Genomic DNA, 25707 nt, shown 5'->3' on the forward strand with positions numbered 1-25707 from the left:
TTATTTAACTTGAAAACTATTTTCTTATTATGAAACAGAGCCAATTTGGCACGAATTTTTCTTAAACGCGCAACTTCAAATTTGGTTCCAAAAAAAATTTTTTTGAAAGATTTCAACAAAAAAAAGCTCTCGTGACATAATGGCAACATAAATATCTTGATTTGCTACAATCAAAGCCAGCCACATATATTGTCTTCGCAATAGCTCGGTATTAATGCGCTGAGGCATCGCCCAAAATTGCTAATTGTAATTTAAGTGAAATTTGCTCAATGCTTCTGGCAAAAAATCTAAGGCGCATCAATCGAGATAGGCTTATTCAACCTACCAACAACCATTTTAAAGAAATGAATAAAAGAGGGAGCTAAAAACTATTTTTACGGCCATATGCAAATTTTCTAGCGTTTCTTTAGCTGTCTTTAAATCTAACAATTTAAATTCCATTATCTTGGCCAGCCACTTAAGTCATTATTACAATCTTGGTGCTTTCCCATCCCACCACTCAAAAGCCTAGCCTTTAAAACAAAAAAGCCCCTTTAAAAAAAGGGGCTTTGAAAAACTCTTTTTTGAATTTAATTTTCAACGTGCTTTATAAGTTCAACCATATCATCAATATCTAGATTTTGGTTTAAAAATTCAGGATCATCGGGCAACTTAATATCTAAACTCAATTTACGCTCAAATTCTAAATTACCATCCGCCATGACAAAATCCATTACATGACCAGCCTTTGTCCCATCATCCGAAATGAAATGAACATGGAACTGCGAAACAGAAATGGTTGAAAAATAACTTGGAGAAAAGAAGCCAATCAGTGTGCCAGAAACATTTTCCAAATCATTCACGACTTGATCTGACACAACTTCCAAAACGGATTTATAAGGTTTTTTTTGCTCTAAAGGGCGGCGAATTTTTATCCTATCAAAACTACCTTTATATTTTACCGCCAAAAATATATTATCAAATTTCGTATAAGACGATAAAACATCATGCAATTGCTCTTTGGCAACATTCTTTATAGATATGTTTTTTTCCGCATTAAAACTGGTTACTTGTGCAAAGGGTAATTTTTCTGCTGAAGACATGGTACGAACGATGCCGTCGCCACGCGCTTCTATCATTTTTCCATCAATAATAATGACTTCGCCTCCAAATGCATGAGAGCAGCCCAGTCCAAAATCGCCGCTTTCTAGGATAGTTTCAGCCGAAAATACACCATCATATAGTCCAGACATTAAAGCATTAACCGTTGAAAACTGAGAAATAGCTTTGGTCATAATTTTTCCAATTCAGAATTTGACTTATTTAATTAAATACGACTAATCACACCACTAATTAATTGTTCATAGAGCAAAGACTAGACATTCAGTTAATTAGAGCTAACACCGTCAATTGCTACAGAAATAAGTATCGCCATTTAAACGGCGTTTACCATTTTAAAAGCCTGTTATTGCTAAGGTAATTTCTTTTTGCAGCAGATTGAGGTATTTTGGTAGTCGTTTCTATTCTCATCATAGCTATATTTTTTCGACCATCAATTTAATAAATTTCAATCTTGATTTAGTGGGATTTAACCTAGAATGAAAAATATACCTCTAAATTTACTCAATATTTTCGCGATATCTGCACGTTTGCAGTCTTTCAAGCTTGCAGGTGAAGCACTGTTATTGACAACAAGTGCTGTTAGCCAATCAACTAAAAAACTAGAAGATTTGCTAGGGGTGCGCTTATTCATCCGCAACCCCAACAGTGTTGAATTAACTGCAAAAGGCCAAACTTTATTATCCTTTGTTAACGCAGGGCTACAAGAGATTGAAAAAGGCATAGATCACATCACCAACAAAGAGCACTTCATCACTCTTTTTTGTCCACCGGGCTTTGCCAATTTTTTAATGCAGCCTATAATTCTTGAACTACTAGAAAAAGGTTACGAAGATATTCGCCTCATCACCAATGAAGAAAGAGACGTCCTAGACATAAAAAATTACGATATAGCTGTTTTTCTTGATGAAAAAGCAGCCCACATTTCTCATGCTTTAGACTTGGGGCCAGATTATTATTATCCGTTCTGCCATCAAAATATCTATGATAAAATCAAAACGATTGAAGACTTTACCCAGTTTATACTTATTCGCAATGAATTTGCCCGAACAACTTGGGAAGAATGGTTAAGTTTTAACCATATACCCGTCAATATAACAAAATCCATGACGGTTAACCGTGCATCGCAATTGGTATCTGCTATTGAAAATGGAATGGGAATTGGGCTTGAATCAATTCGAATTTTATCCCCAAAACTAAAATCTGGTGAATTTAAACTATTAGAATTTGCCGGACTTAAACCTATCATAAAACATATGACATGGTTAGCCATTGCTCCCCATAATGCTCATAATAAACCAATCAACCATATCGCCCAAATGATAGTTAGCCAGTGCTCCACCGACAAAGACGGTATTTTGATAAGCTCTAGGTCGGAACACAATGGTAATTAATCGAAAATAAAAGAAATAAGTGAGTAATGTTAAGCTATGTCTATTTTGAAAAAATCGACACGAAAGCTAATCGGCAATAAAAAACCGCAGCTCTTTTATATTTTTGAAGAGCAACCACCAAGCGCTATCGATTGTATGAGCGCAGTCTATGATATTTTTTCTCACTATCCACCAGCGCGCGGTCGTGCTAATTATTGTCAAACCTGCGCGAGCGACGAATTTGTTGAAATTATCGTTAAAGCATGCAAATCCCCCCGTAAAGCACCGGTAAGCAGCTTTTGCGGGATTTATTGGGAAGGCCCCCATTGTATGGGTGGCATATCCAATTTAAAATTTTGGCTGCCGCGCACCGTTGAAACATATATATTAACGCCAGTCGATAATGGCATTTTTACCAGCATAGTTGAGCACTATCAAAGCATAGGACTGTCTCTCTGGCCTTTTGATGAGCAGGAGGTTTTGCGACTTACTTTTTGCCGCGCATTGATTAATTTTGTTGAAAGCGGCAACCCCGCACCGTTAAACGGCACATTATTGACGAAGAGCCGCGACAGATGCAAAGAATTGCAACAACATGCAGAAATTTTTACCATAATTATTGGCATGCTCATCTATTTGCGCATTGAGCCAAAAGGTATTTTGGCTTACTTAAAAGCCCACCAAAATGAAAATATTGATTTTCTCTTGTGCCGAGAGATAAGTGAGGATTTTTTAAGCATTGATGAAGAAGCCTATTATGATGCTGAAACCATTATTAACAATGACAATTTAAAGCTTGCAACCAAGCTATTAAACAGACGGGCGCGCACAGCCCTTTTTAATGCTATTTCCATTGAAGACTTATTTGGTAAATTGGATAGATATGAAAAAGCAGGTAACACAATTTTATGCCAATCTATCGAAAATGCCTTGCAAGACTATGATAGTCAAAAATCTAATAATGAAGATTTAAACGAAGATGATGATTTATTATTGCACAAACTATTAGATACTGCATTATAATAAGATATTTTGAATTAAAACTATCAAAGGCACAATAATATGCAGCAAGTCTTTTACCCATTAGATTTATCGCCGCCCTCGGCTGAAAGCTGCAAGCACGCCGTTAAGCAAGCCTTTAGCCAATATGTTCCCTATCGTGAACGCCATGATTTTTGTGACTCTTGCATAACTGATGAAGTCTTTTGTGAATTTCAAAATACAATTGATCATCCTGATACTGCAAAACCTTGGGTTTACGAACTCTTTTTTCATGAACATATTGATTGTGTCGGTACCATTAATAACTTAAAATTTTGGCTACAACGCACATTAGAAACATCAATTTTAGATTCCGATAAACACTTTACCTTTGAAGTTTTTGAAAAATACAAAAGCCAAAATATCGGCTTTTGGCCTCCTCACGAGACAAAGGCACTAAGACAAGTTTTTACGCGGTCTTTAATTGGCGTGGTTGAACACATGGATGCCGCACCCTTGGGGCCCCAGGTGCCTGATTTTGCCTCCAATGATTATGACAAAGCTTGGCCGGCCAATTTTGCCTTGCAAGCCATTATCGGCAGTCTCATTGCTTTACGCGTTAATCCGCAAGATATCTTTGCCTATATTTTGAAGCATTGCGATGAGCGGATTGATTATTTTTTAGCGCACATCATCATTGTTGAGATGGAACCGTGGTGGCTTGGTGATTTAGACAAAGGATTACCAGATAATTTAACTGATTATGATAAGGTCAGTATATTTTTAGATCAAAATGCCATGCAAGCTGTTTTAAACCATGTATCCAAGGACTATTTGGCCCAACAATTGGCTAAATACCAAACAGCTAGAAACCAACTTTTGGTACAAAACTTCGAGCTTGCAATTGGATATTATGATGAAAGAAAAAAACGCCCTCAATTAATAAGTCAACAAGACGGGGAAGAGGCTATTTTAAAATTAATTCAACAAGGTCAATTTTCTATACCAGCATAAAGGCAGCAAAACATTGGACAATAATCAAACCCTTTTTTACCCTTTGGATTTATCGCCGCCCTCGGCGGAAAGCTGCATGCACGCCGTTAAGCAAGCCTTTAGCCAATATCAACCTTGTCGCAAACGCGAGGATTATTGCGACACATGCGTTTCAGATGAAATGCTTACACAAATAATAGACAGCATTGATAATGCCGATTGCGCTAATAACTTAGCCTGCCGTCTGTTTGTTTGTGAACCTATTGACTGCGTTGGCGGAATAAATAGCTTTAAATTCTGGCTGCCCCGTATATTAGAAAAATTAATACTTGATGACCGCGCTGGTTCAACTTTTGAGTTTTATGAAAAACTCGCTGATGAAAATGTCAGTTTTTGGCGCCAATGCGAACAAGATGCCTTACGCCAATTATTTTGCCGTTGTTTGATAAATTTCATTGCCCATAATAATCCTGCGCCGCTTGGTCCTGCCATCGGCCAATTTAAAACCAATGATTATACTAAAATGAGTTCAATAGCATTTAGCTTAAAAACAATTATTGCATGCCTTATTCATTTACGTGTTGCCCCTAAGGAAATTTTTAATTATCTATTTGAACAGCGTGACGAAAGAATTGATTATTATTTTGCTGACTTTATCGATGACCCGCTGTCAGCATGGTGGTTATTAAATCCTGATGAAGATGCGATAACCCAGCGTCATGGTCTATTCGATACTCATATTGCGCTTATCTATCTACATCAGCTTGCACATAACAGTTTTTTTGAAATTGTTTCAAAGCCGTATTTAGAACAACAGCTTATAAAATATAAAGCTGATGGAAATTGCCTTTTATATAAAAAATTAGCATATGCGCTAGAAATATTTGGTGAGATAAGTAGTTCTATCCCATTGATAAGTCAAAAAGATGGAGAGGAAGCCATCTTGAAAATCTTGACGAAAAATAAACAGTAAATCTTATATGGAAAAAGGGCAGTGATTTTAAATCATCAAATCCATAAAACTAGCCTAAAACTCCTTTCTATTAAGGCACAATTTTAAGATGAAAAAACACGACCTAACAAGTCAAAATAAAGACATATTTATATGAATAATTTCTTGATATTCTAATAAAAGGGTATAGGATTTATTCGGGAGGCACCTAGTAAGAGGGCCTAATGTTTAAGTCACTTTATAATCTTTATGAGAGGTTTTCTCTCCTCGTTCCATTCCGCGTTATTCCCGGTTTTTTTTGTGTTGTGGTCTATTGGGGGCTTATTTTTACGCCCACACCAACTGGACTCACCGATGATGCTTGGCATTTTTTTGCAATATTTGTATCGGCAATATTGGGCATTATTTTAAAAGTCATGCCTATTGGCGTCATGTCAATGATTACAATAGCTGTTGTGGTTCTTTCAAAAGTTACATCTGCAACATCAAAAGATGCTGTAAGCGACGCATTATCAGCTTTTAGCAATCCGCTTATATGGCTTATCGTGGTTTCAATCATGGTATCACGCGGTTTAATCAAAACGGGGCTTGGCGCCCGCATTGGCTATTATTTCATCCGCCTTATTGGTAAGAAGACCTTAGGCATTGGATATGGACTTGCATTTTGTGAATTACTATTAGCACCCTTTACCCCAAGCAATACGGCACGTGGTGGTGGTATTATACATCCTGTCATGCGATCCATTGCTGAGGCCTTCGATTCAAGCCCTGAAAAAGCTACACAAGGTAAGGTTGGTACATATCTTGCTTTGGTAAATTATCATGCCAATCCAATCAGCTCAGCTATGTTTATTACAGCGACTGCTCCCAATCCGGCTGTGGTCGAATACATTAGCCAAGCAACAGGTGGCAGCCTAACCTTATCATGGAGCAGTTGGGCATTATGTATGCTTTTACCCGGCCTCATCGCAATGATAGCTATGCCATTTGTAATTTACCTCATATCCCCGCCTGAATTAAAGCATACACCAAATGCTGTTACCTTTGCTCATGGCGAACTTAGAAAACTTGGATCAGTCAAAAGCTCTGAAATTGTGATGCTAATAACTTTCGCAATTATGCTTTTATTATGGGCAGGCGTTCCAGCCAAAATATTTGGCGATTCTTACCTCTTTGATCCAACTGCTGTTGCTTTTGTTGGTTTAGTCATTTTATTGCTAAGCGGCACATTATCATGGGATGATGTTTTAAAAGAAAAAAGCGCGTGGGATACATTGATTTGGTTTGGTGCTCTGGTAATGCTTGCCGGTCAACTTAATAAGCTTGGCGTTGTTGGATGGTTTTCAGATGGCTTACGTACTGCGATTGAAACAAGCGGCATGAGTTGGCCAGCCGCAATGGCGATCCTTATTCTTACCTTTATGTTCTCTCACTATTTTTTTGCAAGTACAACAGCTCATATCAGCGCAATGATGCTAGCTTTCTTAACCGTTGGCATGCACCTTATCCCAACAGAATATATCAATTTATTCATGCTATTAATGGCAGCTGCATCGGCAATCATGATGTGTCTTACCCATTATGCGACTGGCACATCACCGATTATCTTTGGTTCAGGTTTTGTCACTTTAAGTCGTTGGTGGATTGTCGGCTTCATCATGGCCGTCGTAAATCTAGCCATTTTCGCAATAATCGGCGGAGTATGGTGGAAATTCTTGGGCTATTGGTAATATCTTCGCCATAAAAACGAGAGCATTTGCACCAAAAGTGTCTCCCCAAATGCTTTAAATCTCTATTTTTTAAAGGCGCTTCACTCTTTTTGTAAGCGCCTTTACCTTGCTTCTAAAAAACCAGAAAAGCTTAATTACGGTCTTCTTGCCTTGCCTTTTTTGAACGGCCATCAAGTTCCCTATAAACTTCCGTCAATTGCGATTGTGGTGCTGCACATTTTTTTGTAGCGGCCATTTGAGTTAAAACACCATTGCGGTTACGCAAAGCTGCGATTTCAACCGCTTCAGGCGATTTTGGATCCATGAAAAACAATGCCGGAAAAAATACAACGCTAGCAGCCCCAAGAGCGATATTTTTGCCACGCCCGACATTGCGCTCATGCAAAGTTGCTTTTACCTGACGTTCATTGGCTTCAAATTCGCGCGAAATGCCCGCACAATCCATAATGCTATCGGTGGGATTGGTTATAGCAATTTCCTTAACAGCACGTCCGCCACAACCAGCTAAAGTTAAGAGCGAAAAACCCACAACAACAGCTGACACTGTAATTTTTTTAAAATTCATCTTGATTCCCAATAAAATATTCAAACAACTTTGAAATTGTTTAAAACAATTTTCAACCTTTTAAAAATCATGCAATAAACACCTAAACTAATTGGCATTTTCAGTTATTGTTTAAAGAATTGAAGTAAAACCTACTTCTCATACAACAAATCAAACGCCAAAAGATCTTTAAGATCAGCATTCACTAACTATGCTTTTTAAAACCTCTCTTTGTTCACTTACTTAAAGATGAATAAAATGTAAATTATTTTATAAAAACACCACTAATAGTACACAATAATCAACCATTACAAAAACCCATAGCCCCTAGCCCTTCCGTTTATTGCTAAAAAATTGTGTCAAAAGATCTGACGCTTCTTTTTCACAAAGGCCAAGATAGATATCTGGGCGGTGATGACAGGTTGGTTGATTAAAGAAAACCGGTCCATATTCGACAGCGCCGCCCTTTGGGTCACTTGCGCCATAATAAAGCCGACGAATACGCGCAAAAGAAATCGCTGCTGCACACATTGCACAAGGCTCAAGCGTTACGTATAAATCGCATTCTGGCAAACGTTCACTTGACAGTGCTTCACAAGCCATTCTTATTGCGCGGATTTCTGCGTGTCCCGTTGGATCAAAAACATGGCGGGTCAAATTATGGGCTTTGGCTATTAATTTGCCTTGATGAAAAATAACCGCGCCAACGGGAACCTCATCCAGTTCAAAAGCAAGCCTTGCTTCTTGCAAGGCTAGCTCCATAGGTGTGCTGTTTTTTTTGCTTATAGCAACCATATTTAAGTCAATTCAGCCCGTTAAATGTCCATTTCAAACAATAGCAATAAAACATATTATAAAAGCTGTGAAGAGGTTGCTAACAAAATAGCGCACCCATAGATTAATATTTAATTAGGCCACATTTTTAACCACGCTTGCAATGCGCTTTATTTTTTCACCAGACGGCATAACAACACCAGTTGCATTATCTAACCAACCAGTAACCAATTCAAGCGCTTGAAAGCGCTGGCGCTCAAAAGGCCCCGGCATAGATAAATTAGCCGCTTTGCTAGCACAAAAACCAAAACGACAATAATAATCAGCATCACCAACAAGAAGAATAGCACCATGCCCCAAGAGCTTGGCGCGTGAAATAGCTTCAACCATTAAGCGCGAACCGATGCCCTGCCCTGCAAATTCTTGGTGAATAGCAAGGGGGCCCAATAAAAGCGCATTAATAAAACCACCATTTTTATGTGCCAAGCAGATATGCCAAAGGCGAATGCTGCCAATAAGCATTCCGCTTTCATCACGCGCAACAAGGTTTAAGCCCTGTGCCGGCAAGCGATTTTTTCGGATTTTTTCTGATGACTTGCGCTTGCGATTTTCTCCCATCACACTATCAAGTAAAGCCTCTCGCTGTGCAACCTCGCAACTGCGTTCATCATCAATAATAATCATTGCACTAGTACTATTTACAAGAAGTGCTGTATCCAAATAATCTGAAATGGCGTTTAGATTCTGTGTCAACATGTTCGATCGCCCTATAAGATGACATGTTAAAAGGATCACAAATAACCATATTGGCCACTTGTAAGACAAAATATGTATAATTTGGGAATTATTAAGCTTTATGCCCCACCCTTAAGTGAGGCGCTTAGGTTTTATGATAATGAGAAATTACTGCTCCATTACAAAGCAAAATCCCATTACAGGCTATAATAGCAATCCTAGCTGAATCTCTAAATCACATATGAGCGGATAGGCTCAAAACCATTAAATGCAATAGATGCATAAGTAGTCGTGTAAGCACCTGTGCCCAAAATCAATAATTCATCACCAATGGTCAAGCTTAAAGGCAATGGATAAGGTGTCTTTTCATACATAACATCGGCAGAGTCACAGGTTGGGCCAGCAAGCACGCAAGGCGCAGTTATATCACCATCATGAGGCGTTACAATTGGATAGCGAATAGCTTCATCCATTGTTTCAGCAAGACCGTTAAATTTACCAACATCAAGATAAACCCAACGTTGCTCATCGCTCGCTGATTTTTTAGAAATCAACACCACTTCAGTGCGGATAACACCAGCATTACCCACCATGCCACGGCCTGGCTCAATAATGGTTTCTGGGATACGATTGCCAAAATGCTTGCTTAAAGCTTCAAAAATAGCATTACCATAGGCTTGTGCGGTTGGTACATCTTTCAAATAGCGGGTTGGAAAACCACCACCCATATTGACCATTTGCAACTTAATACCTTCTTTAGCAAGCGCTTCAAAAACGCCAGCCGCATCAGCCAAAGCACTATCCCATGCATCAAGATTGGTTTGCTGCGAGCCAACATGGAATGATACGCCATAGGCAACTAGCCCAAGTCCATTAGCACGGCGCAATACATCAATTGCCATGGTAGGCACGCAACCAAATTTGCGTGATAGCGGCCACTCAGCCCCTTCACCATCGGTTAATACACGGCAAAACACTTTTGCATCTGGCGCAACACGGGCAATTTTTTCTACTTCTTCAATGCAATCAACAGCATAGAGCGAAATACCCAAAGCATAAGCACGGGCAATATCGCGCTCTTTTTTGATGGTGTTGCCGTAAGAAATCCGCTCTGGAGATGCTCCTGCATCCAAAGCCATTTCAATTTCTTCAACTGAAGCTGTATCAAAATTAGAACCCAAATCAGCTAAAAGACGCAAAATTTGTGGCTCTGGATTAGCCTTTACAGCGTAAAAAATACGAGATTGCGGAAGTGCCTTTTCAAAGCCGTGATAATTTTCGCGCACAACATCAAGATCCACGACAACGCATGGGCCTTCTGGGCGGCGGGTTTTTAGAAAATCAAGAATGCGTTGTGTAGCCATTGGAACTCTCCACTTTTGGTTTCCAAATGTAAAGCATCGCAGCCCATTGCTATCAAGGGGCTGTAAAACTTCAGAACAAAGTGCATGAAATCCTCCCATTTTAAAAATAGGATAGAGTTCAGGCGATGAAGGAACAGCGCGGTGACCGCATTGTTCAGCTTTGTCTGCCTTTTATTGGAATTGGAAAACCATTTCCGCAATGAAGGCAATGAGGGTGTGCCTCTACAGTATTTCCGGCATAGCCGTATCACTAGAAAGGCCCGCACCGTCGTTGCTTCGAGATGTCCTCGCTCTTTTGGTTGGCCAATGAGAGCGACTGGAGCGGTTAGTTCCAGGTACCTTACCGATTACCCTCACCATTCGAGGAACCGGCGGACACCCATAGGCTCGTGCGACTTTGGGCAATTGCCATATAGTGATAAAAAAATGACTTTTCAATGACAATTTTTCAAATTTTTGATTTTTTTTTAAATTTAATTTTCAGTTATTGCTAAGCATCAGAAAAACATAAATAATTTTAATTTTCAACTATATTTTAGTATTGCTAGCCTAAACCAAAGAATAAGGGCTTAATGCTTACCCAAAGGCTTTTATCCATCACTCAAAAACAACATGCTCATTAACGGATGCAACTATAAAGCACCCAAAGTAATTGGGCTTAAACCAAATCAGTTAATGCATTAAATAGCGCGCTATAAAATCAACTGCATCAGCACCAAATCAAGCCATTTACCAAACTTTATACCAACCTGCGGCATATGCCCTGTAATCTTAAAGCCAAATTTTTCATGCAAAGCAATGGAAGCTTTATTTTCGGCTTCAATTCCTGCAATTAAAACATGGACATTGTTGTTTTGTGCTTCCTCAATCAAAGCGCCAAGCAAAGCCTTGCCAATCCCCCTACCACGCGCATTTTTGTCAATATAAATCGATAATTCACTTGAATGAACATAGCCGGGGAATTGACGAAATGAGCCATAACTTGCGTAACCACAAGTTACACCATCAACCTCAGCCACCAGCACTGGAAAACCAGATTTTTGCCTATCTTGTAACCATGATTTGCGGTTAGCAATATCAACCACATGCTCGGTCCAAATAGCATCGCTATTTAAAATTGCCTCATTGAAAATATCGGTGATAACCGGTAAATCCTCGTCAGTGGCAGCACGAATAATAAGCATAAAACCTCTTCCCCTTTTATTTACACATGAAATTATACGCGAATTTAAAATCAAGCAAGAGATTTTTAGCTGATGAGCTTAAGCCCGCCAAAAGCAGCTATCCAAAATTTAAAAATTTCTCACAATAGTGGATTTAGGCCGCTACACTATCCTTTAACGATGCTCCCATTCACCCGCAAATGTAGTCTCTTCACTATCCGCATCAGAGAATTTCATTTTGTAAATCATTGATGATCTCGATGGCTAAATTGGTAAAATCATAAGATCACTTAAGGATTGAATGTTGAAATTTTTAATTTCAAGACAAAGATCACGCAATATTTTATCAACCTTAGCAACAGACTTATTTGAAAATAACGCCTCGCATATAGTTCTTTTAGAAAAATAAATTAGCAAATATTCTCATTTTTTGTCTTTGCATATTCAACTATCATGCACCTATATGTCTATAATAGGGTAAAAACAGATGACCATAAAATAAAAACCCGCCAGCCAAAATGACTGACGGGCATGAAACCGATTGGAGGTCGAAAGTTTCTTGATTTTTATAGCTGCTAATTATGGCAGCTTTATTAAATTAAATATATTTAATACAGACTATTATCGCGGTTTTGAAATGAACTCTTAGTGATGATTAATCGCTTGCGCTACATAATAACCAATGGCAGTTGCAAATAAACACAAAACAACCGATAAAAAAATATTCATAAAAGCTCGCAACGGCGCACCAGTAACAAACAGCTCAAACGTATTTAAACTAAAACTTGAAAAAGTAGTAAAGCCGCCGCAAATCCCCACCATGACAAAAAGCCTTATATGTTCAGGCATCGGAAAACGACTATTCATAAGGGTTAAAACAGCAAAAAAGGCAATAATGAATGAGCCGACAATATTAATTGTAAGAGTTCCCAAGGGAAAATTGCGGCTGATAGGTGCCATTAAAAGCCCAACCCAAAATCGCGCAACACTACCTAATGCACCACCCAGCGCAACCCACAATGTTTGCATCCATAAAATATGTGTCATTGCCTTCCCATTCCTAACAGTTTCATAAACCTTGATCGATAAGGTTTTTGTGCCTAATTAAGGTAATACCAGTTTTTGAACAACTTGCAATAATCGTTGATGGCTTTGAAAAAAGCTTACCCTTAGAGCGCTTTTCGATCTGACTGGATCAGATCGGCGCTCTAATCCTTTGTTTACACCGCGTTTTTTGTCCGAAAACCGCTTCACACTTTTCGGAAAACGCTCTAATAATTTAAGATCGTCAAATTAGCATCTTATCACGCGTAATTTTATTTTGACTTATTAACGCAAACAATACAAATTGACCTTTTCAGATTGCGGATTGCAAAGCGAATTAAATTTCAGGTTAAGTCACTGCAAACATAGATTGAGGGAGAACCACATTGAAGGTAGGACGCAAGGAACTTCAATCTTTTTTGAATGATCTTAGCATCGACGTTATGACCTACGATCATGAGGCGGTTTTTTCAGTTGGTGAGGCAGAACATCTTAAAGACACGATCAAAGGCGCCCATACAAAAAATCTATTTTTAAAAGACAAAAAAAACAACTATTTTTTAATAACAGTTGAAGACAATGCTCTTATTGACCTTAAATCCATTCATCATAAAATTGGTGCTTCAGGGCGTGTTTCTTTCGGCTCACCAGAAAAGCTTGATGAATTTTTAGGTCTATATCCGGGTGCGGTTAGTATTTTTGGCGCCATCAACGATAAAAATGGGCAAGTAAAAATTATTATAGACGAGCCTCTTTTTACTCAACCACTGATTAACGGCCACCCTATGAGCAATGACGCCACTATGACCATTAGTAATCAGGACTTAAAGCGCTTTATTGAAGCGACAGATCATACATTACACGTCATTAAAGTGAGCGAATAAGCTTTAATCTTTTTTAAAGCACCACTATCAAGCCTTGAAAACTATCTTTGAAAATACAATTTTACAATTGAAAATACTTTGATGTCTATCATAGATAGATAAGAGATTAATCGCTTAGAAACGGGAATTGGAAAAAATGAGTACAATCAATGGCATTGCAAACGGGACAGCAGACAGCCAACCAAGCCAATGGGTAAGCGATACGACAACAGCAACATTCCAAAAAGATGTGCTTGAGGTGTCTAAAAAACATGTCGTTCTCGTGGATTTTTGGGCGCCGTGGTGCGGGCCATGCAAGCAACTTGGGCCGACACTTGAAAAAGTCATCAATGAAGCAAAAGGCACTGTTCGTTTGGTTAAGATGAATATTGACGATCATCCATCAATAGCTGGCCAGCTTGGCATTTCTTCCATTCCTGCGGTTGTTGCATTTGTTAATGGGCAGCCAGTTGATGCTTTTATGGGCAATGTGCCAGAAAGCGAAATACGTGAATTTATTAGCCGTCATTCAGCGGCAGATCAAAAACCTGATATGCAAGAAGCAGTTGAAACTGCACAAGAATTTTTAAAAAATGGTGAATTTGTTCAGGCGCTGAATATTTTTTCAGCAATTTTACAGCAAGAACCGGAAAATATTCCTGCAATTGCTGGCCTTGCAACTTGTTTTCTAGAAGCCGGTGAGCTTGACCAAGCCAAAGCTATTCTTGCAACCGCACCAGAAAATAAAAAAAGTGATCCAGCCTTAAGCGCCGTTTTGGCGCGTATTGCCATTGCAGAACAAATTAAGACACTTGGCGACCCAATTGCATTGCAAAAACAAGTCGATGAGGATCCCAAAAACTTTTCGGCGCGTTTTGATCTAGCCCTTATTTTTAACGCTCAAGGTGAGCATGCAAAAGCGGCTGATATGCTGCTTGACCTAATGCGTGAAGACCGCACTTGGGAAGATGAAAAAGCCAAAAAACAGCTGTTACAGTTTTTTGAAGTTTGGGGCGCAACCAATCCTGTTACCTTATCAGCACGGCGTAAATTGTCTTCACTGCTTTTTGCTTAAGACGAGGTAGATTGAGTTTACGAAGGCCAGTAGATATCGCCGTTTACTGGCCTTTATGCTAAAAAATCTAACATGAAATATAAACAGTGGTTAACATCAAACATTGATGGCAACGACGAATTGTCTTACAATTTAATGGATTTCATAGTTTGCCTTACAAGATGATCTGATGCCCGTGTTGTTTCTGGCAACCTATAGCTTGGGGCTAGCTTTAATACCCAATCACAAGCGGTATGCAATGAAATCTTATGCCCAATAGATACAAATAGAGGCTTAACATCAGTTTGCGTCCTTAAACATGCACCAATCACCTCGCCATTATCAATTAATGGCGTTTGACATCCACGTATTCTATCTGGAACATCGTAAAGCCCAATAAGATGATTTTTGGCACAACCTATAGTTGGCTTATCAAATAGAATGCCTAAATGACAAGCTAACCCAAATCTCCGTGGATGTGCCAATCCTTGTGAATCGGTGACAATTAAATCAGCTTTTGTTTTTAAATTTTCTAAAGCTTGGCAAATAGATGGCAATTCGCGAAAAGAAAGATAGCCAGGTATATATTGATAGTCGACTTTTGTCTCAATAATGCTTTCCTCTCGTATTTCCAGTGAATTAGCATCAATAGCGACAGCGGCAGCTACAGCTTTTCCGCTTATCTCATCATAAGCAGCATCAACACCAACAACTATTTCAATTGGGTCAAAACAATCCTTGGTGATGATTTTTTGAGACAAGGATTTTTGGATTTCATCCATAGCTTTTACATCAATATCCCAATCATGATGATGATATTGCTCCATAATTAATCCTTCTAGCCATTACGCCCACTAAATTAGCAAGGCTGTTAAAACATATTTGTTTAAATATTTATACATTTGTGTTTATCGGCACAAATAATATCTACCGCAAATGATGAATTCGACAATTTCCTCCAATATAATTGATAAATTATATTATAAAATAATTTATTAAATAATAATATTAATAATAAAACTATAATTATATTTATAAATAATGATTTATTATAAGTATAAATTTTAAAATCAAAGTACTTTAATTATTTTATTTATTATTTTTAATTGCATAAAGGCATTTTTTATAGTATTAATTGATGTTATATTAATGCGATTGTATTTTTTTGACGTAACAAAAAAATGTATGGCATCATTTAATGCATAAATGAGCGTAAACATTTTATGTGCTTTTGAATATTTAAGCCATGTTTAGTGGCGTAGCAAACTTATCGCAATAAGGGCGAAAAATTGTATTGCAGTAAAATTATACTGCATAAGATATTCTGTATTCTTAATACAGAAAATTTAACAATCTTAAATAAAAACTTAGGAGTTTTTAATGAAGTTCATTATAAAGTACTTGGCTACATCTAGTATTATTGCTTTATCTATTGTTGTGTCCCACGCAGAAACTGCAACAAATAGTTTAGATGTTCAAATCACTATTAAAGATGGTTGCACAGTCCAGTTTCCACAAAATTCAGGCAAAATTGATTTTGGTGAATATGCAGCGATTACAACCACTATTTCAAAATCGCAAGCAGTTGTCGTAAATTGCAAAAATGCAACGACTACCTCAGTACCGGCTGGCACCTATACTTTGGCATTAAATAACGGTACCGGTACAGGTGCAACAACAGAAGCTCGTAAATTAACAAGTGGTAATAATACAATTAATTACACAGTTTACCAAGCCAGCAACCTTTCTTCAACTGCTTGCAGCGGTACGCTCTGGGGCTCTAGTGGTGCACAAATGTTTTCTGGTTCACTCACCTCAACGGCTACTAGCCCAATAACTGGCAATCATACCCATTATTTTACCGTTTGCATCCCTGTTCCAGCCACCCAGCCTACTAACGGCGTATATACTGATACATTAACTGCAACTCTTTCTTACTAAGATTACGCTTACTAAGATTAAAATTGTTTCAAAAATTATTCTTGGGGCAGCATAACTGCGCCAAGATTGTACAAAACTTGATAATCATAGGTGTTACATGCGTTTTTGGACGTATTTTTTTGGATTAAGTATCTTATTTTTTTCCCTTACAACAGCAAATTCACAACAATTGAAAGGTGGGGTTACGCTCACCATTATGCCCCTTGCATTAGATATTAAACCGCCGCAAGTTGGTGATAATGTCATCGTTCTTAACGGTAGCGAAATGCCTATTCGCTTACAAGTACGCATATTTCGTTGGCAGCAGCGCAATGGCAAAGATTATTATGCACCAACCAAGGAAGTTATTGTAAATCCGCCTTTTATTGAAGTGCAACCAAATGGGCGTGCAACAGCGCGGGTAACCCGTATTTCGAAAAAGCCATTAACCGGTGAAGAAAGTTATCGCGTCTTTGTTGATCAAATACCTATTTCATCTTTGCGCACCGCTAAATCTGGCATTGTAACACCTGGCGTTAACATGGTTTTGCGGCAAATTATTCCCGTTTTTTTTCGCCCTGGCATAGGCCCTGCATCTAATAATCAACAGCAGCAAGATTTAATCTTTACAGCAAAAGCTGCGCGTGGCGGCTTTAATATCACAGCTAGCAATCGTGGTGTAAATCGGATTAGAATTTCTGATGTTAGCCTTGTCGCCAATGGGTCAATTATTGGCAGCAAAGGCAATTTAGCTGGTTACGCTTTACCCGGCTCTGCAATTCAATTTTTTGTACCAACACAAGGCGGAGGCATGCCAAATGCTATTCGCTTTATCACAGATCAAGGTGCCATGGAGCTCCCATTGTAGATCAATCAACACCGTTAAATGCGGTGTTGCAATTGGCGCAATCAGGCTTTACAAAGGCATAAAGGATGGCAAACCGACCAAGTCAAAATGGGAAATTTTGTTTTAGTATCCGTCTCTTCGCGCTCATACCACTCGCAGTAGGAGTTGTCATTTCTTCGCTATCAAATATTAAAGCTCAAAATGCTTCCGATGATACACAATGGGTTTTGGTTGACGATATTGCGGAATTAAATAATTCTGCATCAACTGAGACTGTGGCTGATCCTACGCCAGAAGAAGAACCGAACTATCAGGCTACTACTCCCCAAGAAACGATATTTCGCAATTCAGATATTTATGTATATATTTCACTTAATGGCGAAAATCGGCCAGGAATGTTTGCAGTAAGGCAAGGCGATGGTGGCGTATTAATGATGCGCGATAGAGTTTTGCGTAAAATAGGACTTTTACCGCAACGATTAGCCACCAATAAAGAGGGCTGGGTGACGCTTGATAAGCTTAAAGCGGTTACATATGATTATAATACTATAAGCGAAACCCTTGAATTTGTTACCACTGATAAAAATACACTCGCTCCCTTTGTCGTTAGCCTTGATCCAGAAGCAAGCGCGGCAAGAGAGAATGATGAAAATGGAATCAAGCCCCAGTCGGATTTAGCTGCTTTATTTAATTATAGTATCTATGCTGATTCAGGTAATAACAAATTTGACAATCTTTGGAATTTTCAAGGCATTTCAGCAACGGTCGATAGCCGCATTACCGGGAAATTTGGTACATTTTATACATCAGAACTTATTCGTTATTCTTCACAGGGGTTTGACGGCGATAAAACTGAATTTATTCACTTAGATAGTTATTGGACTTTTTCCGATGAAAAACGTATGCTCACTTATCAAATCGGCGATGTGATCACCCGCAGCCTCACTTGGTCTCGCTCCACCCGTCTAGGTGGCATACAATTAAGGCGAAACTTTTCACTTAGAGATAATCTTGTTACCATGGCGCTGCCAGAACTCTCTGGTTCCGCGGCTGTGCCATCTTCAGTCGACCTTTATTTAAATACTGCACAGCGTTCTATTGAAAACGTGCCATCAGGTCCCTTTTCTCTAACTGATATGCCTGTTTTAAGTGGCCCTAATAACGCTCGCCTTGTATTGCGAGATGCATTAGGACGTGAAACCGTCCAAAATTTTTCTTTTTATGCGTCTGCCGATTTACTAGCACGTGGTTTATGGGATTTTTCACTGGAAGCTGGAACACCACGACGTAATTATGGCAGTCAGTCAGCAGACTACACAAAAGATTTCTTTGTATCGGGCACTTTCCGTTATGGTTTAACCAATCGTATAACTCTTGAAGGCCACGGTGAAATAGGATCCAGTTTTTTTAATGGCGGCATAGGCGCTATCTTTACCATAGCCGATTTTGCACAACTATCTCTTGCTGGCTCGGCAAGTAACTATCAGAAGGAAATAGGGCAACAATTAAATGCTAGTGTCCAATTTCAGCGGTGGGGCGTTGTGATAACTGGCTTAATCCAGCGCAACTTTGGCGATTTTAATGACATGGCATTGATTGTTGATAGAAAAGCAAATGAACGTTTATCAGGCAATAGCTTTAATTTGGATAATTTAAACGCTGTCTATAGTTCACAACGCTTTGGGCAATTGCCAAAGGCAATTAATCAGCTGTCTTTGGGTACTAGTTTGCGTTTTGACCCAACAAACATAACCGTCAACTTTACCGAAACCATTTATCATGATCAAAATAGCAACCGGTTCATTAGCCTTTCCGCCAATAGGTCCTTTGGCAACAAATTAAACGGCTATGCAGCTGGTTTTAAAAACCTTAATGACGATAAAAAATATAGCTTTTTTGCAGGCCTTTCTTATCGATTTGATAATGGTATTGGCGTTTCAACCGGTGTCAATAATGATTATAATAGTACAAGAATTGATACGCGTATTTATAAAAATCTTGGTAGTAATGTTGGCGACGTCGGTTGGTCGATTAAGGATTCAGAAGGTAAAGGGGGCAACCGAAGGGCGGAAGGACAATATCGCACTAGCATCGCCTTACTTTCTGCATCAGTTGACCAATATGATGATAAATGGCGCGCAACACTTTCAGCTGATGGCGGCCTCGTATTTGCCGACGGCGCACTCATTCCAGCGCAGCGCGTTAATGATGCATTTGCGGTTATCAATGCAGGCATTGGCGGCGTTGGTGTTAAGGTAGACAATCAAAACTCCGGTAAGACTTGGGGCAATGGTCGCTATGTAGCCCATAATCTTAGCTCCTTTAATACGACGAGTATCGCCCTTGATATGGAAACCATGCCAGAAGACGCCATTGTTGAGGCAACCGAAATTATGGTGCGGCCTGCGCAAATGACCGGCGTTATTGTCAATTTTGGCGGTAGCGGCAGCAATAAGTATCTTTACGTCTCCTTTAAAGAGACCAATGGAAGTTTTGTCGAGGTAGGATCGCTTGCGCAAGTCGTTGGAAGCGATATTGCATTTGACATTGGCTATGATGGCTCTGTCATTATTCCACTTTCCAAAGTGAAGCTTCCCGCAACTCTTCATATTATGAAAATTGATGGCAGTATCTGCGAAGCAGTATTGTTGAATAATATTGCAACCGGCATCAATGCTGGTTTGCAAACTATTTCATGCAAGACGATAAGGGCTGCGCAAACCAACCAATAATTTATAGCAAAATATACAAATGCGCTTTCAATAAATAATAGGCAAATTAACACCACGCAAGAAAAGATAAAACAATGAATTACAAATATTTTAATTATAAGTTTATATTTAATTATTTTTTATCTATGCTTATGCTTATTCCTATTAATAATTTACCATTTATAAATCAATCAGAAGCGTCGATTCTTGGTAATATTGCAAGCTGTGATTTGGTGGCACCATTGGGAGTCATAAATCTTGGTACTATTAATCCACTTTCAAGCTCTCAACCAATGATCAATTCTCAAAATATGAGTATTCGATGTCAAACTCTAGCATTTTGGGGCCCTATTCTTTTCGGGCCCTATACCTATTATGCCGATATGTGTGTAGGGCTTAAATCTGCTTCCATTAGTCAAACGTCACGAAAGCTTTATCTGCAAAGAGCTAATGGTACATTGGACCCAACACAATCTATTGATTTATTGGTGTATGATCGATCAACTCCGACAAGTCCAACAATATTGGGCACTGGATTGCTTGGTGGAGGAGATCCGTACCGAACCCGATTAAAAAAAAGTGGCGTTACCAGCAATAGTTTGTTAAATCCTATTGATCTTGAGGAAAATTTTAACATTGGCATGCAACTTAGCACGTCCCAGCAAGCTCAGCTGCCTGTGGGAACATATTCAAATACTTTTGTCTTTGTCAGCTGGTCTGGCCCCGCATCTAGTCTTATTTCTGCAATAGAACCAATCATCCCGAGCATCATTAATAGCTGTACTGATTTTCTTGGTAATAATTTTACGGAACAATCTTTTACGGTTACTGCTAAGGTTTTAGCAGGATGTAGCGTATCCGTCACCAATATTAACTTTGGTGACTATGTGGGCATTGTTAGTGATTTAGATAAGGATGGCGCAGTAAATCTTAAGTGTAATGTGAATGCTCCCTATGAAATACAAATTAATGGCGGTAAATCTGGCAATATTAACGCACGAAAAATGTATTTTGTGAGCAAGGATGGTATAGAAGATCGCAATAAAGCAATACCCTACCACATTTACCTGCCCAATACCCAAACTGAGTGGGGAACCACCAAGGGCAGTAACTCCCATCAAGGAACGACAACTTCCAACTCGACAACAGTCAAAGTGAAAGCGGTTATACGTGCCTCTGAAGCAAATAATCCAGTATCCGGCACTTACAAGGATAGCCTTGTGGTGACAACAATTTATTAATTTATAATTTAATTCACACAATTATAGGTCTTAATGCCAATAATATTCTTATTCTGTTTTTCTATAATCATTCCTATATAAATTACTATATTTGCGTTTTGATGTTTTTTTATCATTCAAAATAAACATGGATAAAAATCTTAGTTTGTTATAGCGTAAACCGCTTTCCAGTTTTATGAAAATGCTTTAGTTAATCGATAAAAGCTTTGTTAAAACAAAAAGCATGTATATCATAAAGGCCATATGACAAACGATCTGTTTCAACCCCAAAAAATTGTATCTGTGCTCATTCCTGTACCGACTGAGCGCCCATATAGCTATGCCGTGCCAGAGGGCATGAATGTCGAGGTTGGCTCTATTGTGCAAGTGCCGCTTGGCCCAAGGCAGGTGGCAGGTCTTGTTACTGATGATGCAACAGATAATGTGCCGATAAAAAAGTTAAAGGCAATACATCAAGTTTTTGATTGCCCACCAATAAAAGCAGAACTTTTACAATTTATCAAATTTGTTGCAAATTATACGCTGTCGCCACCTGGTATGGTGGCACGCATGGCTTTGCGTGTTCCAACCGCCTTTGAGCCAGAACCGATGATTACAGGTTTTCGTTGGAATGGGAATGAAGTTGAACGGCAAACCCCAGCGCGATTAAGAGTGATAGACCATATTCAAGATGGCTTGCCTTGGACCAAATCCGGCCTTGCTCATGCTGCGGGTGTTTCCACTAGCGTTATTGACGGGCTTATTGCGCAAAACCTCTTTGATGAAGTAAAGCTGCCACCGCCTGCCGTTGTTGCCGATCCTGATCCTGCTTATTCACCACCCAAGCTTGAAAAAGACCAGCAACATGCTGCCGATGCCTTGGAAATTGCAGTTTTTGATAATGCCTTTAGCACAACCTTGCTCGATGGTGTTACTGGGTCTGGCAAAACCGAGGTTTATTTTGAGGCGGTTGCGCGTGCGATTGAGCTTGGCCGGCAAGTTTTAATTCTTTTGCCTGAAATTGCCCTTACCCAGCAATTTCTTGACCGTTTCCATGCGCGTTTTGGTGCGCCACCTGCTGAATGGCATTCAGATATGTCGCCGCGCCAACGCGAACGGGTTTGGCGGCAAGTGGCGGAGGGAAGAGTTAAGGTGGTTGCCGGCGCGCGTTCTGCTTTGTTTTTGCCGTTTAAGCAACTTGGGCTCATTATTGTTGATGAAGAACATGATGCGGCTTTTAAGCAAGAAGACCGCGTTTTTTATAATGCGCGTGATATGGCTGTTGCGCGTGGTGCTATTGCCAAAATTCCAGTCATATTATCATCGGCAACACCATCGGTTGAAAGTCAGGTTAATGCTTTGCAAGGGCGCTACAAGCAAATTAAGCTTACCAGTCGCTTTGCTGCTGCAGCAATGCCTGACCTCCATGCAATTGATTTAAGAAAAAACGCACCAGCAAGTGGCCACTTTTTGTCACCCCGTCTCATTGAATCTATTCATAAGACCATTGAAAAGGGTGAGCAAAGCCTATTATTTCTTAATCGGCGTGGCTATGCTCCGCTAACCCTTTGCCGTGTTTGTGGACACCGTTTTTCCTGCCCCAATTGCTCAAGCTGGCTCGTAGAACACCGCTTTCGTGGTGAATTATTATGCCACCACTGCGGTTATCATGTACCAACGCCAGAAAGTTGCCCCGAATGTGGTACATTTGATCATTTGGTTGCCTGTGGCCCCGGGGTTGAACGGATTGCCGAGGAAACCGAGGCAGAATTTCCCGATGCGCGTATTTTGGTGCTTTCGACCGACCTTATTGGCGGTGTAAAACGATTACGGTTAGAACTTGAAGCAGTGACCAAGGGTGAGGTGGATATTGTCATTGGCACGCAGCTTGTCGCTAAAGGCCATCACTTCCCCAATATGACCCTTGTTGGCGTGGTGGATGCTGATATTGGCCTTGCCAATGGCGATCCACGCGCGGCTGAGCGAACTTTTCAACTTTTATCGCAGGTGACGGGACGCGCTGGGCGTTCAGGTGCGGCGGCAGAAGGACTTATTCAAACCTATCAACCCAGCCATCCGGTGATGCAGGCAATTATATCGGGTAATGCATTAGCTTTTTATGAACGCGAAATTGCAGCACGTGAGCGCGATCACTTGCCACCCTTTGGACGCTTGGCGGCCATTATTATTTCAGCTGAAAGCCGACAAGAATCTGAAAATTATGCAAGGCTTTTGCGCCAAGCCGCACCGAAAACCAATGAAATCAGTGTTCTTGGACCAGCTGAAGCTCCCCTTGCTATTATTCGTGGTCGTCACCGCTTCCGCTTGCTTATCCATGGTTCAAAACGCGCTGATATTCAAAGCTTCGTTAAAGCCATCATTGCAACCGCACCACCACCACGTGGCTCAGTAAAAATCCAAATTGATATTGATCCACAAAGCTTTTTGTAAAGTTTTTTTGATTGTTAGCTGTTTATAAAAATTTTAAGCCAACACATTTTTAAGTGAGCGATTACAAAAACCACAAATAGCCTTACAAATACCTTCCAACCGCTTTGATATAAGGTCATCTTTGTGTTATGCTATTTTTTTATAACTCAAACATACATCGAATATTTTCTCACCAGTTAAGGTATCATTTCAAATTATGCCAAGATGCTCTGCGTTTGCAGCCGTCACTTTTGCTGTAATCACTATAGCTATTAATAAAACGATCATGTTGATTTTACATTTATGATCAAAAAGAAAATCAGTTAATTATGGCAAAATTGTGTATCCGGCCATGGCGCTTTTTGATATTATGGGCTATGACATGCTCAAGCAATAATATGAAATCATTATCAGTTTGATGAAAACTGTTAACAATTACATTGATTTAAATTGCTTGCACCATATTTAGACTTTTTAGATTTTAAATCTAAACATAACAAATCCAATTGTTAACGTGGCTTTTATAGCTTTTTATGCATAAGGGCCTTTTATTATCCAATCTTAGATCATTGGTTTGGATTATAAGAAAGTATTTGCAAGATGTTAGAAAAGCTCTTTGGCTTATCGCGCAATGGCACGACAGTAAAAACCGAAATCTTGGCAGGGTTAACCACTTTTTTGACCATGTCCTATATTTTAGCAGTTAATCCCAATATTTTGGCCGATACAGGCATGGACCGCGGAGCAGTTTTTGTTGCCACCTGTATTGCAGCCATTATCGGTTCCCTTATCATGGGTTTTATTGCCAATTGGCCAATTGGTATGGCACCGGGCATGGGGCTTAATGCTTTTTTTGCCTTTGTTGTTACACAACTTGGCTTTACATGGCAGCAAGCCTTAGGTGCTGTATTTATTTCGGGTGTTATCTTTATCGTTTTAAGCGCTTCAGGCATTCGTCGCTGGTTGATTGATGGCGTTCCCCAGTCCCTCCGCAGCGCTATTGCAGCAGGCATTGGTCTTTTTCTTATTATCGTTGCTCTCAAAACTTCAGGTGTACTCTTACCTAATAAAAGCACAGACCCCAAAAACGATTTATTAATTCTACTGGGCGATTTAAAAAGCGTAAGTGTTTTACTAACTGGCCTTGGATTTTTTCTCATCATAATTCTTGATCATTTTCGCTTTCGCGGTGCTGTTTTAACCAGCATTTTGGTTATCACAATCATTTCCATGCTTATGGGTATTAGCCAGTTTAATGGTGTTGTTTCCTTGCCAAGTTCACTTGCTCCAACATTCTTGCAGCTTGATCTTATGGGCGTTTTCCAAAAAGGCTTTTTCTACATTCTTTTGGTATTTGTTTTAGTAGAAGTATTTGATGCAACCGGTACGCTTATCGGCGTTGGAACACGCGCTGGCCTCATTGTTCCTAACAAGCCAAACAATCTCGACAAAGCATTATTTGCCGATAGTACAGCCATTGTTGCAGGGTCGCTTCTTGGTACAAGTAGCACCACCGCTTATGTTGAAAGCGCTGCCGGTGCAGCAGTTGGTGGTCGTACAGGCCTAACTGCTATAACTGTTGCGTGTTTCTTTGCTGTTGCGCTTTTCTTTTCTCCGCTAGCGACATCTATTCCAGCTCATGCAACAGCTCCAGCACTGTTATTTGTTGGCTGCTTAATGGTACGCGAATTTGCCAAGGTAAATTGGAATGATTTGATTGAAGCCGTTCCCGCCATTTTAACTGCTATTATGATGCCACTTACCTATTCTATCGCTAATGGTTTAGCTTTTGGCTTTATCAGCTATGTCGTGTTAAAAACATCTACTGGTAAATGGCGTGATGTGCATCCTGCAACTTGGGTAATTGGCGCATTGTTTATTTTACGTTTTGTTATTGAATGATAAGTAAAT

At 39.5% G+C, this 25707-nt stretch carries 21 protein-coding genes; 13 read left to right on the forward strand and 8 right to left on the reverse strand.

Annotated features, from left to right (window positions below; all coding sequences use genetic code 11):
* Positions 1–569: 569 nt before the first annotated feature.
* The gene (gene budA / locus N5852_RS11540) at positions 570–1274 is read right to left on the reverse strand and encodes an acetolactate decarboxylase (RefSeq protein WP_262097931.1); all 705 of its coding nucleotides are present in this window, start codon (positions 1272–1274) and stop codon (positions 570–572) included.
* Positions 1275–1577: 303 nt separating this feature from the next.
* Here budA and N5852_RS11545 point away from each other — a divergent pair, with 303 nt between their 5' ends.
* The 5 genes from N5852_RS11545 (at position 1578) to N5852_RS11565 (ending at position 7127) form a co-directional block, all read left to right on the forward strand.
* A complete protein-coding gene (locus N5852_RS11545; RefSeq protein WP_262097932.1) occupies positions 1578–2492 on the forward strand; it encodes a LysR family transcriptional regulator in 915 nt (304 codons plus the stop codon).
* A 36-nt stretch (positions 2493–2528) separates the two neighbouring features.
* Positions 2529–3494 carry a hypothetical protein gene (locus N5852_RS11550; protein WP_262097933.1) on the forward strand — a complete coding sequence of 322 codons (966 nt, stop codon included), beginning with the start codon at positions 2529–2531 and terminating at the stop codon, positions 3492–3494.
* 39 nt (positions 3495–3533) lie between these two features.
* Complete coding sequence (locus tag N5852_RS11555) at positions 3534–4466, forward strand: hypothetical protein (RefSeq protein WP_262097934.1); 933 nt, start codon at positions 3534–3536, stop codon at positions 4464–4466.
* A gap of 76 nt (positions 4467–4542) precedes the next feature.
* Complete coding sequence (locus tag N5852_RS11560) at positions 4543–5418, forward strand: hypothetical protein (protein ID WP_262097935.1); 876 nt, start codon at positions 4543–4545, stop codon at positions 5416–5418.
* 203 nt (positions 5419–5621) lie between these two features.
* The gene (locus N5852_RS11565; RefSeq protein ID WP_262097936.1) at positions 5622–7127 is read left to right on the forward strand and encodes a DASS family sodium-coupled anion symporter; all 1506 of its coding nucleotides are present in this window, start codon (positions 5622–5624) and stop codon (positions 7125–7127) included.
* Between the two features lie 130 nt (positions 7128–7257).
* On the opposite strand, the gene N5852_RS11570 is transcribed toward N5852_RS11565, so the two are convergent.
* The 6 genes from N5852_RS11570 to crcB form a co-directional block, all read right to left on the reverse strand.
* Entirely contained in the window at positions 7258–7692 is a 435-nt protein-coding gene (locus N5852_RS11570) for a hypothetical protein (protein ID WP_262097937.1), read from the reverse strand.
* A gap of 306 nt (positions 7693–7998) precedes the next feature.
* On the reverse strand, positions 7999–8466 hold the full coding sequence (locus N5852_RS11575) for a nucleoside deaminase (RefSeq protein ID WP_262097938.1): 468 nt from the start codon (positions 8464–8466) through the stop codon (positions 7999–8001).
* A 114-nt stretch (positions 8467–8580) separates the two neighbouring features.
* Positions 8581–9129 (reverse strand): GNAT family N-acetyltransferase, encoded by a 549-nt coding sequence (locus tag N5852_RS11580; protein ID WP_262099754.1) that lies wholly within the window; start codon positions 9127–9129, stop codon positions 8581–8583.
* 281 nt (positions 9130–9410) lie between these two features.
* On the reverse strand, positions 9411–10544 hold the full coding sequence (locus N5852_RS11585; protein WP_262097939.1) for a type III PLP-dependent enzyme: 1134 nt from the start codon (positions 10542–10544) through the stop codon (positions 9411–9413).
* Between the two features lie 692 nt (positions 10545–11236).
* Positions 11237–11728 carry a GNAT family N-acetyltransferase gene (locus N5852_RS11590; RefSeq protein ID WP_262097940.1) on the reverse strand — a complete coding sequence of 164 codons (492 nt, stop codon included), beginning with the start codon at positions 11726–11728 and terminating at the stop codon, positions 11237–11239.
* A 624-nt stretch (positions 11729–12352) separates the two neighbouring features.
* The gene (gene crcB / locus N5852_RS11595; protein WP_410004265.1) at positions 12353–12745 is read right to left on the reverse strand and encodes a fluoride efflux transporter CrcB; all 393 of its coding nucleotides are present in this window, start codon (positions 12743–12745) and stop codon (positions 12353–12355) included.
* 449 nt (positions 12746–13194) lie between these two features.
* Between crcB and N5852_RS11600 the strand changes: the two genes are divergently transcribed.
* A complete protein-coding gene (locus N5852_RS11600) occupies positions 13195–13635 on the forward strand; it encodes a prolyl-tRNA synthetase associated domain-containing protein (protein WP_262099755.1) in 441 nt (146 codons plus the stop codon).
* 136 nt (positions 13636–13771) lie between these two features.
* The gene (gene trxA / locus N5852_RS11605; RefSeq protein ID WP_262097942.1) at positions 13772–14689 is read left to right on the forward strand and encodes a thioredoxin; all 918 of its coding nucleotides are present in this window, start codon (positions 13772–13774) and stop codon (positions 14687–14689) included.
* 125 nt (positions 14690–14814) lie between these two features.
* Here the strand turns inward: trxA and nfi are convergent, their stop codons facing one another.
* Positions 14815–15495: a deoxyribonuclease V gene (gene nfi / locus N5852_RS11610; RefSeq protein WP_262097943.1), complete on the reverse strand. Its 681-nt coding sequence runs from the start codon at positions 15493–15495 to the stop codon at positions 14815–14817.
* Between the two features lie 553 nt (positions 15496–16048).
* Between nfi and N5852_RS11615 the strand changes: the two genes are divergently transcribed.
* The 6 genes from N5852_RS11615 (at position 16049) to N5852_RS11640 (ending at position 25698) form a co-directional block, all read left to right on the forward strand.
* Positions 16049–16609 carry a spore coat protein U domain-containing protein gene (locus tag N5852_RS11615; protein ID WP_262097944.1) on the forward strand — a complete coding sequence of 187 codons (561 nt, stop codon included), beginning with the start codon at positions 16049–16051 and terminating at the stop codon, positions 16607–16609.
* 97 nt (positions 16610–16706) lie between these two features.
* Positions 16707–17456 carry a fimbrial biogenesis chaperone gene (locus N5852_RS11620; RefSeq protein ID WP_262097945.1) on the forward strand — a complete coding sequence of 250 codons (750 nt, stop codon included), beginning with the start codon at positions 16707–16709 and terminating at the stop codon, positions 17454–17456.
* 65 nt (positions 17457–17521) lie between these two features.
* Positions 17522–20167: a fimbria/pilus outer membrane usher protein gene (locus N5852_RS11625; RefSeq protein WP_262097946.1), complete on the forward strand. Its 2646-nt coding sequence runs from the start codon at positions 17522–17524 to the stop codon at positions 20165–20167.
* 221 nt (positions 20168–20388) lie between these two features.
* Positions 20389–21387 carry a Csu type fimbrial protein gene (locus N5852_RS11630; RefSeq protein WP_262097947.1) on the forward strand — a complete coding sequence of 333 codons (999 nt, stop codon included), beginning with the start codon at positions 20389–20391 and terminating at the stop codon, positions 21385–21387.
* A 243-nt stretch (positions 21388–21630) separates the two neighbouring features.
* Positions 21631–23817, forward strand: coding sequence for a primosomal protein N' (locus N5852_RS11635; protein ID WP_262097948.1), 2187 nt, complete (start codon positions 21631–21633; stop codon positions 23815–23817).
* Between the two features lie 579 nt (positions 23818–24396).
* Positions 24397–25698, forward strand: a complete 1302-nt coding sequence (locus N5852_RS11640) for an NCS2 family permease (RefSeq protein WP_262097949.1) — start codon at positions 24397–24399, stop codon at positions 25696–25698.
* The last annotated feature ends 9 nt before the right edge of the window (positions 25699–25707 follow it).

The organism is Bartonella sp. HY328 (genome assembly GCF_025449335.1).
GTDB lineage: Bacteria > Pseudomonadota > Alphaproteobacteria > Rhizobiales > Rhizobiaceae > HY038.

Coding starts and splice junctions, on each gene's coding strand:
- budA (WP_262097931.1), bottom strand. CDS start 1,274: ATGACCAAAGCTATTTCTCAGTTTTCAACGGTTAATGCTTTAATGTCT.
- N5852_RS11545 (WP_262097932.1), top strand. CDS start 1,578: ATGAAAAATATACCTCTAAATTTACTCAATATTTTCGCGATATCTGCA.
- N5852_RS11550 (WP_262097933.1), top strand. CDS start 2,529: ATGTCTATTTTGAAAAAATCGACACGAAAGCTAATCGGCAATAAAAAA.
- N5852_RS11555 (WP_262097934.1), top strand. CDS start 3,534: ATGCAGCAAGTCTTTTACCCATTAGATTTATCGCCGCCCTCGGCTGAA.
- N5852_RS11560 (WP_262097935.1), top strand. CDS start 4,543: ATGCACGCCGTTAAGCAAGCCTTTAGCCAATATCAACCTTGTCGCAAA.
- N5852_RS11565 (WP_262097936.1), top strand. CDS start 5,622: ATGTTTAAGTCACTTTATAATCTTTATGAGAGGTTTTCTCTCCTCGTT.
- N5852_RS11570 (WP_262097937.1), bottom strand. CDS start 7,692: ATGAATTTTAAAAAAATTACAGTGTCAGCTGTTGTTGTGGGTTTTTCG.
- N5852_RS11575 (WP_262097938.1), bottom strand. CDS start 8,466: ATGGTTGCTATAAGCAAAAAAAACAGCACACCTATGGAGCTAGCCTTG.
- N5852_RS11580 (WP_262099754.1), bottom strand. CDS start 9,129: ATGATTATTATTGATGATGAACGCAGTTGCGAGGTTGCACAGCGAGAG.
- N5852_RS11585 (WP_262097939.1), bottom strand. CDS start 10,544: ATGGCTACACAACGCATTCTTGATTTTCTAAAAACCCGCCGCCCAGAA.
- N5852_RS11590 (WP_262097940.1), bottom strand. CDS start 11,728: ATGCTTATTATTCGTGCTGCCACTGACGAGGATTTACCGGTTATCACC.
- N5852_RS11600 (WP_262099755.1), top strand. CDS start 13,195: ATGACCTACGATCATGAGGCGGTTTTTTCAGTTGGTGAGGCAGAACAT.
- trxA (WP_262097942.1), top strand. CDS start 13,772: ATGAGTACAATCAATGGCATTGCAAACGGGACAGCAGACAGCCAACCA.
- nfi (WP_262097943.1), bottom strand. CDS start 15,495: ATGGAGCAATATCATCATCATGATTGGGATATTGATGTAAAAGCTATG.
- N5852_RS11615 (WP_262097944.1), top strand. CDS start 16,049: ATGAAGTTCATTATAAAGTACTTGGCTACATCTAGTATTATTGCTTTA.
- N5852_RS11620 (WP_262097945.1), top strand. CDS start 16,707: ATGCGTTTTTGGACGTATTTTTTTGGATTAAGTATCTTATTTTTTTCC.
- N5852_RS11625 (WP_262097946.1), top strand. CDS start 17,522: ATGGCAAACCGACCAAGTCAAAATGGGAAATTTTGTTTTAGTATCCGT.
- N5852_RS11635 (WP_262097948.1), top strand. CDS start 21,631: ATGACAAACGATCTGTTTCAACCCCAAAAAATTGTATCTGTGCTCATT.
- N5852_RS11640 (WP_262097949.1), top strand. CDS start 24,397: ATGTTAGAAAAGCTCTTTGGCTTATCGCGCAATGGCACGACAGTAAAA.